At 65.1% G+C, this 12,013-nt stretch carries 10 protein-coding genes and 2 pseudogenes; 6 read left to right on the top strand and 6 right to left on the bottom strand.

The window, feature by feature from the left end:
* Nucleotides 1-754, bottom strand: a pseudogene (locus EQG76_RS32180) (transposase); the annotation flags it as partial.
* Nucleotides 755-1,714: 960 nt separating this feature from the next.
* On the opposite strand from EQG76_RS32180, the gene EQG76_RS10985 reads away from it, so the two are divergent.
* From EQG76_RS10985 to EQG76_RS10960, 6 genes are all read left to right on the top strand, one after another.
* Nucleotides 1,715-2,920 carry a tyrosine-type recombinase/integrase gene (locus EQG76_RS10985; RefSeq protein ID WP_255476508.1) on the top strand — a complete coding sequence of 402 codons (1,206 nt, stop codon included), beginning with the start codon at nt 1,715-1,717 and terminating at the stop codon, nt 2,918-2,920.
* 117 nt (nt 2,921-3,037) lie between these two features.
* Nucleotides 3,038-3,817, top strand: a complete 780-nt coding sequence (locus EQG76_RS10980; RefSeq protein WP_159713307.1) for a hypothetical protein — start codon at nt 3,038-3,040, stop codon at nt 3,815-3,817.
* A gap of 101 nt (nt 3,818-3,918) precedes the next feature.
* On the top strand, nt 3,919-4,194 hold the full coding sequence (locus EQG76_RS10975) for a helix-turn-helix transcriptional regulator (protein WP_159713305.1): 276 nt from the start codon (nt 3,919-3,921) through the stop codon (nt 4,192-4,194).
* 5 nt (nt 4,195-4,199) lie between these two features.
* Nucleotides 4,200-5,192, top strand: coding sequence for a toprim domain-containing protein (locus tag EQG76_RS10970; protein ID WP_235031313.1), 993 nt, complete (start codon nt 4,200-4,202; stop codon nt 5,190-5,192).
* Nucleotides 5,189-6,745 carry a YfjI family protein gene (locus EQG76_RS10965; RefSeq protein WP_200840733.1) on the top strand — a complete coding sequence of 519 codons (1,557 nt, stop codon included), beginning with the start codon at nt 5,189-5,191 and terminating at the stop codon, nt 6,743-6,745. Before EQG76_RS10970 ends, EQG76_RS10965 begins: the two co-directional genes overlap by 4 nt.
* On the top strand, nt 6,742-7,281 hold the full coding sequence (locus EQG76_RS10960) for a hypothetical protein (RefSeq protein WP_159713301.1): 540 nt from the start codon (nt 6,742-6,744) through the stop codon (nt 7,279-7,281). Before EQG76_RS10965 ends, EQG76_RS10960 begins: the two co-directional genes overlap by 4 nt.
* Before the next feature lie 32 nt (nt 7,282-7,313).
* On the opposite strand, the gene EQG76_RS10955 is transcribed toward EQG76_RS10960, so the two are convergent.
* The 5 genes and pseudogenes from EQG76_RS10955 to EQG76_RS33420 all read right to left on the bottom strand — a co-directional run.
* The gene (locus EQG76_RS10955) at nt 7,314-8,066 is read right to left on the bottom strand and encodes an amino acid ABC transporter ATP-binding protein (RefSeq protein ID WP_159713313.1); all 753 of its coding nucleotides are present in this window, start codon (nt 8,064-8,066) and stop codon (nt 7,314-7,316) included.
* A 2-nt stretch (nt 8,067-8,068) separates the two neighbouring features.
* The gene (locus EQG76_RS10950) at nt 8,069-9,037 is read right to left on the bottom strand and encodes an amino acid ABC transporter permease (RefSeq protein WP_159713299.1); all 969 of its coding nucleotides are present in this window, start codon (nt 9,035-9,037) and stop codon (nt 8,069-8,071) included.
* An 11-nt stretch (nt 9,038-9,048) separates the two neighbouring features.
* Nucleotides 9,049-10,332, bottom strand: a complete 1,284-nt coding sequence (locus tag EQG76_RS10945; RefSeq protein WP_159713297.1) for an NAD(P)/FAD-dependent oxidoreductase — start codon at nt 10,330-10,332, stop codon at nt 9,049-9,051.
* A gap of 68 nt (nt 10,333-10,400) precedes the next feature.
* Entirely contained in the window at nt 10,401-11,237 is an 837-nt protein-coding gene (locus EQG76_RS10940) for a transporter substrate-binding domain-containing protein (RefSeq protein WP_159713295.1), read from the bottom strand.
* A 174-nt stretch (nt 11,238-11,411) separates the two neighbouring features.
* Nucleotides 11,412-11,731, bottom strand: a pseudogene (locus tag EQG76_RS33420) (SDR family oxidoreductase); the annotation flags it as partial.
* Between the last annotated feature and the right edge of the window lie 282 nt (nt 11,732-12,013).

Raw genomic sequence — 12,013 nt, 5'->3', positions numbered from 1 at the left:
CCGGGCGGCTGCCCAGGTTCCAGATGTGCTCCCTGAAGGCATGGCTGGGATAGCCGCGATCGGCCACCAACCAGCGTGGCACGTTTGGTAGGCGAGCGAGCAGGCCGGTCGCTTGGGGCAGTCCATGCGCCTGGCCTGGCGCCAAGCTGAAGGCGACGGCGCGACCAGAGCCCTCTGCGATCACGCAAGCCTTGATGCCATCGGGCTGAAGGCCCGATCCCTCGGAGAGATGTCAGCAAAGCTGACAGGAGCCGCCACGAGATCGACAAAGAGCCTCACCCGCAGCACGTCCGGCTCTGCTGCCCGCTTTTTTGGCGACATCTGCCTGCCGCCTTTTGATGCGCTTGGATGTTGCTGCCGTCCAAGAAGGTCATGCCCAGTTGCACACCGCGCTCCTGTGCCATGGCCAACAGGCGCTCCCAAACTCCAAGCCTTCTCCATCAGCCGTCAGCAGACGGCTGATCCGGTCTCCAACGGAGCGGCGGCCAGCAGGCCGCCAAGGGCGGATGAAGGTCTGCGCCGCCATCCACCATGATCCGTCCGCAGGCGGATCATCCATCGCCGCAGGCGTTCAGGTCAGCCGACCTGAACGGGATCCAAGCTCAGCCGGCAGGCTGCGCCACTTGGCACCATTCGGACAGCGCCAGATGATCGACAGGGTGGTCCGGCGCGGGTCGTGGTGCCGGGTCTTGCGGTGCGGACGGCAGGCCTCAATTAACGGCGCCAGCACCGCCCACTGCCCATCCGTCAGCACCCCCGTCATCAGCCATCCCATCCGCCGCTCATGCCGCAGATGGGAAGAATGATCAGGAGCTAACAGGCCCGATGGTGGTTCGAGTCCAAGTTCGGTCAGTAATGCCAGCCGAGAGCGAGGTATTGCCTGGATCTCAGCAAGGTCATGCTGTTCATGAGGCGAATCTCAAGGCGCCAAGAGACGCTTCGCCTCTTCCTCAGGGAGACCAGAGCAACAGGTGACATGGAGGAGTCCCGCAACGCATTTGTGATCGCTTCCGAGCTCGGCGTCGGGCACGGCGGGTCAGTAGTGCAAGGAGCGGGCTTTGGCACTTTCGGCACTTCTGGCACGACTATACCTTTACCTCTTGGTATCGGTATTCATGCCGAGACATGAAGCCGATCCGTTCAGTGCCGCTCTGCTGGTCGCATGGCCCGCGTAGTAAGAGCCGCAGAGCAAACAGGACTCGATCCTGACGTGGCAAGCAAGGCGCTGGAGCCAGAAGGGCGTCTCAAGTCATCCATATGCGAGACGGTCTACCAGCTGGTCCTCATACCGTGGCACTGCCCAACCAAGCCAATCAAGGCAAATCCGGTGCCACGATCTGACCTTCTAGGAAACCTCTGGCGCCACGAGATCCTTCTCCGCACGTACCGCTGACGTACCGAGCTGTTCTCGATCGTCCGTAGCCCAGAAGTCTACGTCCAAATTATTCAGCTAAATCAGAGAGTTATGCTGGTGCCGCCTGGGTGACTCGGACACCCGACCTACGCATTACGAATTGGATTGTCAGGCATTCCGCTGACTTCTTGTGGTTTCCGGGTGCTTCTCTAACCTGCTGAAATCGCCTATTTTCTTGACGAGCGCGATGGACGCGGTTTCCGCGTGTTTCCGTTCCGGTGGCGACATGGTGGCGACACGGAGGCTTGGTGTCGCCACCGATACCGCCGCTGATGCGATCGAGGATCGAGCGGAGAGACCATGCCAGCGATCACCAAGCGCTTCGTCGAGATGGCCGAGCCGGGCAGGCACTATGACGCCAAGCTGGCCGGTTTCGGGCTCTATGTTGGCAGGCCGGACGCTGACGGTGGTTCGGCCCGCAGCTACTTCGTCGAGTACCGGCCGGGCCACGGCCGCGGGGTTTCGAAGCGCCGCTACACGATCGGCAGGCATGGCCGATGGACGGCGGACAAGGCGCGTGACGAGGCCAAGCGGCTGCTGGCGATCGTCGATGGCGGGGGCGATCCGCTGGCAGCCCGTGAATCAGCCAAGAAGGCCACCAAGCTCGCGGATGTCGCAGCGGAGTGGCTCGTGGAGATTGATACGAAGCGAAAGCCCCGAACCGCCTTCGACTACCGGCGGCTATTCAACTGCCGCATCCTGCCGACGCTGGGGACGCGGGACGTGGCCAAGATCGAGCGGCAGGACATCGCTCGGCTGCACCACGCGATGCGCGGCACCCCCTACGAGGCGAACCATGCGCTTCGCGTGGCGTCGTCGTTCTTCACCTGGACCGAGCGGGCCGGCTATCGCCCGGACGGCTCCAACCCGTGCCGCCATGTCGACCCGTACCCGGAGAAGCGCCGCGAGCGGTTCCTGTCGCCAAGAGAGCTTCAGCGGCTCGCCCGGGTGCTCCGTGTGGTGGAGCGGTCGGGACTAATGAGCCCCTACGTTGTCGCTGCGGTGCGGCTGCTGGTGTTCACCGGGGCGCGCCTGTCCGAAATCCTCACGCTGCGCTGGGAGCATGTCGAGGCGGATCGAGCGTTGTTGCGGCTGCCGGACAGCAAGACCGGCCAGAAGGTCATCTACCTGTCGGGACCTGCGCTCGACGTGCTGGCGAAGCTGCCGAGGGTACGCGGCAACCCGCATGTGATCGTGGGCGGCAAGGAAGGCGCTCACCTTGTGAACCTTGAGAAGCCATGGCTCAGGCTGCGCAAGGCCGCGTTGCTAGCGGACGTCCGCCTGCATGACCTGCGCCATTCGCACGCATCGGTGGCCGCTGCCAGTGGGCTGTCCCTACCGTTGATCGGCGCCCTCTTGGGCCATAGCCAGCCGGCGACCACGGCACGCTATGCCCATCTCGCGGCCGATCCGGTTCGAGCGGCTGCGGAAATGGTGGGCCAGCGTATCGCAGCGGCGATGACCGGCGACAGGAGTGCTGAGGTGATCCCAATGCAGCGGCGGTAATAGCCACCTGTACCCCTTGGGCGCGGCTAGGAAGTCGCGAGCCGAAAACCGGGAAGGTCCGTACCGGTCCCGCCGCGCCCATCCTCGAAACGGACTGACGCCAGGAACGGACCGGGCATGACGAATGAAGACACGACGGCAGGAGCTGCCGAACCGAGCAATACCACTACGCAGGGCGACGCTATATCGAGCAAGCGCACCGGATGGCCTGGCTTCAAGGAAGGCCCCGTAGTCACTGCGCTCTTGGGGCGCCTCTTCAAGTCAGGAGACACGTCACTCCCGCTCGATAGAGACCAGAGGTTCAGGGTCGATCTCCGCAAGCTGGCAAGCCATGCTGAAGACGCACGGTGGATGTTGTTGGGAGGCATAGCGAGTGCGCTCGACCCTGAACCACGTCAGAAGCTCTATGAGGAGGTGGCTCACGACTTAGGCGCACTGCTGATCGAAGCGCTGACAGAGGCAGGCCAAGGTTCTGCGGCACAGCGCATCCAGAAGGGTATCAAGGCAGCGCTGGCACCTGGTAAGCGGGGACGGAAAGTAGAATGGACTGCAGAAAACCGCCGAAAAGCGTTAATCGACGTGTTGGAGCAAATATCGGTAAATCCTGACCGGCAGGCGACAGCATTCTTTGAAAGTGTTGCTAGACTCAACTATTGGAAGAAGCATGCGGAGGGGATGGGTAGTAAGCCAGGGTATTGGCATATCAAGAACGGAATAAAGGATCATGGCAGGAACGAGGGTAGCCCTATGTTCCTAGATCCAAAGGACCTGATCCCGACGATTAATAGGTGGGCGAAGGAGGTCAGGAGTGATTCCCAGCTGCGCCAAGAAATCCGAGAGCTCGTTCGTGAGGAGCGCCAATTTCAAGCGGCTAGCACTAATACCGGCACGAATTAGCGCTATTTTTTTGGGGCCAGAGCGGTAACGCTAATTCCGAAGCATTTGGCGTCATACGGAGCTTCCGTTCTATTCCTTGCTGTTCATCTCAGTGAGGGACCATGGAAGCGTTTCGCTCTTGTTTGCTCGGACCTATCCCCTTCGCCGCGCTGGCATCGGACGGTCCATCCGGCGGTGCGGCTGATGACGACCGCCTTCTGACCCCGGCTGAAGCAGCCGAACGCCTTCGGCTGCGTCCGCAGACGCTTGCGCGCTGGCGTGTCGAGGGCTTTGGCCCTGTCTTCGTCAAGCTCGGCGGCCGAATTGCCTATCCGGCCCGCGAGCTGGCTAGCTGGATCGCATCGAACCGCCAACACTCGACCACGACCGCGGGTTGAGCGGCATGGCGATGGAGGAATTGCGCGGCCGGGCTGGAGACCCGAACCGCGCTGGCGATGGTGGCCCGCATATTAGCGGAGTGGCCAGCGCCTCGAAGCACGTTGGCGGTGCCTCGCTGACGGCTGCTGACTTCGCGCACGCGCTTGGTGGCCGCAAGAGTAGACGGGGCTGGCTCTGCCGCTGCCCGGCGCACAACGACCGCTCACCTTCCCTGACGGTAGTGGACGGTGACAATGGCCGTCCGGTCTTCCATTGCTGGGCCAATTGCACCTTCAGGGAAGTCCGAGCTGCGCTGGTGGCCGAGGGGCTGTGGCCGAACCAAGCCATCTCACTGCCGCGTGAGGAGATCGAGCGGCGACGGCGCGAGCGGGAAGCCTGCGAGGAAGCAGAGAACCGGGCACGCGAGGCCACTGCGCTGGCCGTCTGGCGCGAGGCGCGGCCAATCGAGGCTGATGACCTGGCGGCCCATTATCTGCGCTCCCGCAGCTTCCTACCACCCTATCCGCCGATCCTGCGTCAAGGCTCGCACCGTTCATCCACTGGCCGGGAGTGGCCAACATTGGTGGCCGGTGGCTGCCGCTATCCTGGCCACGACGTGGTGGTCGTTCAGGTCACGCCACTCGCGGAGCCGGGGTGTAAGGCATGGCGCAAGCCCTCAAGGATCACGACCGGCAGGCTGACGGCTGCGGCGGTGCGTGTCTCTCCCTGGTGTGAGGGCCAGCGCATCGTGCTTACGGAAGGCGTCGAGGATGCCCTGGCGGTGGCGCGAGTCTGTCCTGACGTGGCTGCCTGGGCGGTGCTGGGAACTGCCAATGCCGCGACGGTGCAGTTGCCGCCTCGCGCGCCCGTGGTGCTCTGCCTGGACGGCGACAACGCCGGACGAAAGGCGACGACGGAGGCTGCGAAGGTGCTCAGGCAGCGCGGCCATGACGTGCTGGTCGCTGGGCTGCCGGATGGCCTCGATCCTGCCGCCATGCTGACGGAGGTGCCGGCATGAGCGTTGAGGCGTTGCGCCGTGCGATCGACAACGCCCGGCCGGCGGAACGGGCCGCGAGCGTGAGCTGGCCCGATCCGCAGCCGTTGCCCGAAGGACTGCCGCCCGTCGAGCCATTCCCACTAGAACTGATGCCGCGGGCTCTCCGTGGTTGGGTCGCCGACATCACCGAACGGCTCCAATGCCCGCCCGATTACCCCGCAGTAGGGGCCATGGTGGCTCTTGCTTCGGTGATAGGCCGACAGATGACACTTCGCCCGAAGCGCCAGGATGACTGGACGGTGGTCCCGAACCTGTGGGGTGGTGTGGTCGGACGGCCGGGAATGCTCAAGAGCCCGGCCCTGCAAGAGGTCACGCGCCCGCTGATCGTCCTGGAGATCGCCGCGAAGGAGAAGCATGAGCAGGAGATGGAGGCGTTCAAGGCATCCGTCCTGGTCGCCAAGGCATCCAAGGAGATTGCCGAAGGGCGCATGAAGAAACGGCTCAAGGATGGTGCGGATGCGAAGACTGTCGCGGCAGAGTTCGCCGATGACCTCAAGTCCGACCCACCACCGCACCGTTGCCGCTACGTCACCAATGAGGCGACCGTCGAGAAGCTGGGTGAACTGCTGAACGAGAACCCGCGCGGGCTCCTGGTCAACCGTGACGAGTTGACGGGGTGGCTGCGTGGGCTGGATCGGGACGGCCGGGAACAGGACCGTGCCTTCTATCTGGAGGCATGGAACGGCTCGGGGCGGTTCACCTACGACCGGATCGGCCGGGGCACCGTTGATATCGAGAACGTCTGCCTGTCGCTCCTGGGCGGCATCCAGCCGGGACCACTGGCCACTTATCTAGAGGGCGCGGTGCGCGGCGGTGCTGCCGATGACGGGCTCTTGCAGCGGTTTCAGCTTCTCGTCTGGCCCGATCCACCCAAGACCTGGCGCGACGTGGACCGGTGGCCGGATAGCGTGGCACGGCGTGAAGCACGAGCGGTATTCGAGCGGCTGGACGCGATCGATCCCGCCGCGCTTGGTGCCCTGCGTGACGACGATGCCGGGCCATGGTTCCTGCGCTTTGATCCCGAGGCACAGGCGGGGTTCTCCGCTTGGCGCGGCGAGTTGGAGGAACGGTTGCGGTCCGGGCAGCTTCACCCTTCCCTGGAGGGCCATCTTGCCAAGTACCGTTCCCTGGTCCCGAAGCTGGCGCTGATTTGCCATCTGGCGGACGCCGACGGCGGACCTATCGGCATCGCCACATTGACGCGTGCGCTTGGCTGGGCAGCCTATCTCGAAACCCACGCGCGGCGTCTCTATGACGGTGTGCTGCGGGCCGATCTGACCGCCGCGCGTGCCCTGGGGCAGAAGCTTGCTGATGGTGCGCTCAGTGATGGCTTCACCGCCCGCGACGTGTACCGGCCGCAATGGGCGGGGCTGACACAGTCAGCAACGGTCAAGGCTGCCACCGATGTGCTTGAGGATCTGGACTGGCTCCGTGCGGAAACCCGCGAGACAGGTGGCCGACCCCGCATCGTGTTCCGGGTCAACCCGAAGGCGCGGCGCGGGAAGGCTGCATGAGCACGCTCGCCCAGCACCTAGAAATCCTACGGATCCTAGAGAACTGCACTGACAGAACTGACAAAAGCCCCTTCTGTCAGTTCTGTCAGTGCGGTTCTCTAAGAGTACAGGGGAGAATTTCGGTGGGCTGCCCACGCTGCGACTCCGGCGTGTCCAGCAGTACCGGCGGTTCATCGAGGGGCTTCACACAACCAAAAGGCGAGAACGGGATCGCCAACGACGACCCGATCGCCCAAGCCCGCGCCCGTGGCTGGCATGTTGAGCTGCGCCCAGCTGGGCTGCTGATTGACACTAACGGCCAGCCGTCCGACCCGGCGCTGATGGACCGCCTGCATCACCTAGCTCTGGACCACGACAACCAGGTGCCGGCATGGCCCGCGCACCTGCTGGCCAACCCTGGCGAGGTCGTCCTGCACGGGGAGCTGGACACGATCGAACAGGCGTGCAGCCGACGCAAGGTGGGCATGCCGACCATCATGGCTCTCCTCCCGTGCACTGTCGGTCGGCTCCGCGGTACGCGCCAGCGGCTGCCGTAGCAACGGCCGCACCGGCTCTTCCAGCAGGCCGCTCAGTGCAGGATCTGCTGCAGGAACGCCCGCGCCCGCTCCGCGCGCGGGGCGGAGAAGAACGTCTCCGGGCTGGCCTCCTCCACGATCTTGCCGTGGTCCATGAAGATCACCCGGTCGGCGACCTGGCGGGCGAAGCCCATCTCATGGGTGACCACCGCCATGGTCATGCCCTCGCCGGCCAGCTCCACCATCGTGTCCAGGACTTCCTTGACCATCTCCGGGTCGAGCGAGGAGGTCGGTTCATCGAACAGCATGATGTCCGGCTGCATCGCCAGCGCCCGGGCGATCGCGACGCGCTGCTGCTGCCCGCCGGACAGCTGCGCGGCATATTTCCTGGCCTGGTCAGGGATGTGGACCTTGCGCAGGTAGTGCATGGAGCGCTCCTCGGCCTCCTTGGGCGCCATGCCCTGCACCAGCCGCAGGGCCAGGGCGCAGTTCTCCAGCACGGTCAGGTGCGGGAACAGGTTGAACTGCTGGAACACCATGCCGACCCGACGGCGGATCGCTTCCACGGTCTCGGGCTGGCGGGTCAGCCGGATGCCGTCGACCCGGATCTCGCCTTCCTGGATGCTTTCCAGGCCGTTGACCGTGCGGATCAGGGTCGATTTGCCCGAGCCAGACGGGCCGCAGATCACCAGCTTCTCTCCGCGCTCCACCGTCAGGTCGATGCCGTCCAGCACCTTGAAGGCGCCGAACCATTTGCCGAGGCCACGGATCTGGATGGCGGGGGCGCTGGGGTCGGGCTTGGGCATGGTCATCGGGTGCTGGCCCGGTTGTAGTGGCGCTCGATCCGCGCCTGGACCAGTTCCAGGACGATCGAGAGGATCCAGTAGATCATCGAGGCGGTGATCATCATCTCGACATGACGGAACTCGGTCTGCCCTTGGGTGCGCGCCAGGTACATCAGCTCCCACACGCCCACGACCGAGACCAGCGAGCTGTCCTTCAGCATGGCGATGAACTGGTTGCCGGTGGGCGGGATGATGATCCGCATCGCCTGGGGCAGGATGATCCGTCCCATGGTGCTCTGCGGCTTTAGGCCCAGCGCCCGCGACGCTTCCCACTGGCCCTTGGGGATGCTCTCGATTCCGGCCCGGAAGATCTCGGTCATGTAGGCGCCGTAGCACAGCGACAAGGCCGCGATGCCGGCCGGCACCGCGTCGACCACGTAGCCCAGCTGCGGCAGGCCCAGATAGATCAAGTAGATCTGCATGAGCAGCGGCAGGCCGCGGAACAGGGAGGTGTAGAAATTGGCGATGCCGATGGCGATGCCGTTCGAGGACAGCTTGGCGACGGCGCCGATCATCGCCAGCACCGAGGCGATCGCGATCGAGATGGCCGAGATGTAGATGGTGGTGAGCAGCCCCTGCGTGATCAGGAAGGGCAGCTTGCGCCGGATGAAGTCGAAGCTGAGGTCGAAGGAATAGAAGAACAGCAGGATAAGCGCTGCCAGCTCCGCCCACACCACCCAGACCTGCCAGCGCAGCTCCAGGCGCAGCACCACCATCAGGTTCAGGGCGGCCACCGCGGTGATCACGGCCGCCACGACCAGGTCCGCCTGCCCGGTGCCGGCCAGGCCCAGCACCTCCAGGATGCCGCCGCCGATCGCGGTGGCGCCGACATGCCAGAGGTAGAGCAGCACGAACAGGACGGCGAGGCCCGGCAGGAACACGGCCGGGCGGGTCAAAAGCGGGGGATAGTCGATATTGTCGGCGTACTGCATCGGACGTCCCGTCAGGCGGAGCGGCGTTCGCGGTAAAGGTCCGCCGCCTGGTAGCTCCAGTAGGTGAGCTGGGCCGCGATCCTGCCGGCGATGCCGCCGTTCCAGACCAGGCCGAACGGCGCGAACAACTGGTAGCGGTCGCTCTCGCCGGTGATCGCTTCCGCGATGACCCGGCCGCCGATCGCGGTGGTGTTCAGGCCATGGCCGCCGAACGCCGTGCAGTGCCAGACCCCGTCCTGCAGGCGACCGATCTGCGGCATCAGGTGGCGGGCATAGGACATCAGCCCGGACCAGGCGATGTCGACCGGCAGGTCGCGAAGCTGCGGGTAGGTGGCGACCATGGTCCGGCGCAAGAGCTCGGCGAGGTGGCGCGGCTCGCTGGTCCTTGTGGTGATCTTGCCGCCCCACAGGATCCGGCGGCCATCGTCGACCAGCCGGTAATAATCGCCGGCGCGGCGGTCGTCGGCGATGCCGGCGCGGGTGCGAATGGCGGTCGCGATCAGCTCAGGCGCGGGTGCCGTCAGCATCACGTAGGTGGCAATCGGCAGGAAGCTGCGGGCGAGCCTGGGGACTAGGCCGCCGGTATAGCCGCCGGACGCCAGCACGACATGGCGGGCGCGGACCTCGCCGCCTTCGGTGCGGACCGTTTTTTCCGGCCGGTCCGCCTGCAGGCCGGTGGCCGGCGAGGCCTCAAAGATCTGCCCGCCCAGGCGCTCGATCTCGCGGGCGAGCGCGCGCGCATAGTTCAGCGGGTGGAAGTGGAAGGCGTTGGGGTCGTAGAGGGCTTGGCGGTAGGCGGGCGAGGCGACCAGCTCGGCCACTTCCGCGCGGCTCTTGAACTCGACCCGGTAGCCGAACTCGCGCTCCAGCCAGTCGCGGTGCTTCTTCAGATCCTCGCTGGCCTCATAGCGCACGGCGCCCAGGATGCCCGGCACCGGGTCGGCGTCGGGGACCGCCAGGGCCTGCAGGTTGCCGGCGACGATCCGCACGCCTTCCATGGACAGGCGGTGCAGCTCCTTGGCCCCGGCGGCGCCCAACTTGGCCTCGATGCTCTTGTAGCGGGCGGCCCAGCCGGGGCTGACGAAGCCGCCGTTGCGGCCGGACGCACCCCAGGCGATACGCTGGGCTTCCAGGACGCAGACGCTGCAGTCGCGCCGGGCCAGCTCCAGGGCGGCGGACAGGCCGGACAGGCCGCCGCCCACCACGCAGATCTCGGCCTCGTGCCGGCCGGCCAGCGCAGGGCGCGGCGGATCGTCAGCCGCGCCCGGCCGGTAATAGGTTTCGACATAGGACATCGGGGACGGAATCCGGACTACGGAGAAGCGGAACGGGAGCGGCGGCGGGCACCGCTCCCTTCAGGGCATCAGCTGCTGTAGTCCTTGCCGTACCACTTGGTGGTGAGCGTGGAGAGTGTGCCGTCGGCCTTCATGGCCTTGACGATCTCGCCGAGCTTGGCGGTCCATTCCGGGTCGCCCTTGTCGGCGACCACCACCAGCGGCTCCTTGAACGCATAGTCGCCGGGCAGGATCTTGACCGGGTAGCCGTTCTTGATGGCGCCCATCGCGGTCTGCTCAGGCGCGATCACCGCATCGACCCGCACGCCGTCCCCTAGGCGCAGGTCGTCGAACGGCAGCATGGAATCGGCATAGGTCTTCACCTCGCCGGGCTCTAGCGTGTACTCGATCGGCGGCGTGTCGGGCGCGTCGATCTCCAGCCGGCGGTTGATATAGTCCTCCGAGGTGGTGCCGGTCTCGACGCCAATCACCTTGCCGTTCAGGTCGGCCCGCGAGGTTGCGGTGCTGTCCTTGTGCACCGCGAAGACGTAGGGGCTGAAATAATAGACCGCGGCGAAGTCGAGGGCGTGGGCGCGCGCCTTGGTGGGGGTGATCGAGCCCACCGCCACATCCCAGCGGCCGTGCCAGCGCCCGCCGGTCATCACGTTCCATTCCGGCGTGTCGAAGCTGACCTCGACCCCCAGCCGCTTGGCGATCTCGTTGGCGACGTCGATGTCGAAGCCGACCATCTCGTTGTTGTCGTCGAGAAAGCTCTGCGGCGGCCAGCCGCTGTTGGTGGCAACCTTGAGCGCCTTGGACGACATCACCCGATCCAGTATCTCACCAGCATTGGCCGCACCCAGGCTGCCGAGCAGCAGGAGCGCCGCCATGCCTGCCAGGATCACCCTTCGATCGACCAAATTCATTGGCATCCTGCCATCCCTGCCTGATGTTCGTTTGCGTTCGCACCCAGGTCGTTGCCCGAGGTGAGGTTCGTTTCGAGGCATAGAAGGAGAAAGGACCAGAAGCGAACAAAATTAATTTACAGTATCGCCAGCGGTTCTTTCCTGTTCGATTCGGCTGTCAAAGAAGCACGCACCTCAGCCGTTGCCGCGAAAGCCCGGGTACAGCAGCATCCCTTCATCCACCAGAAGAGTGGTGCCGACCACGTAGTCGGCTTCGTCCTAGGCCAGCCAGACCGCGGCGTGGCCACGTCGTCGGGCTCGCCGATCCGGCCATAGGGGATCAACTCCAAGAGATCGGACAGGACCACTTCGGTGGCCTAGACTTCCCGATTGATCGGCGTCCTGATGGCGCGCGGCGTGATCCCGTTCACCCGGATGCCCTAGCCGGAGACCCCCTGAGCCAAGCTCTGCATCGCCAGCATCACCCCGTCTTTGGGCGCCGCATAGTTGGCCCAATCTGGAACACCCGGCACATGAGCGGTGCCGGCCAGGTGCTCGCATGCTGCTCAATGAAGCGGAATCTCACTTCGGCACCTCCACAAAGATGCCGATCGCCTTTTTTTTGAGCATCGAGTTCCATCCGCGTCCGGCCTAGCTCGCGACGAAGCGGCGCAATCTCTGCTGCCTTTCCGCCGGTGATGCCACCGGCGCCGATAGATTCGGCACCGCCGGAAAGGCGGCTCTGGACCGCCACCCACCGTCATTGATCACCGCCCGCCAGTTCCGGAGCATCGACG

This window comes from Geminicoccus flavidas (assembly GCF_009806515.1).
In the GTDB taxonomy this organism is placed as follows: domain Bacteria; phylum Pseudomonadota; class Alphaproteobacteria; order Geminicoccales; family Geminicoccaceae; genus Geminicoccus; species Geminicoccus flavidus.
The sequence above is the reverse complement of the archived record's forward strand: the minus strand, read 5'-3'. Positions and strand labels throughout refer to the sequence as shown.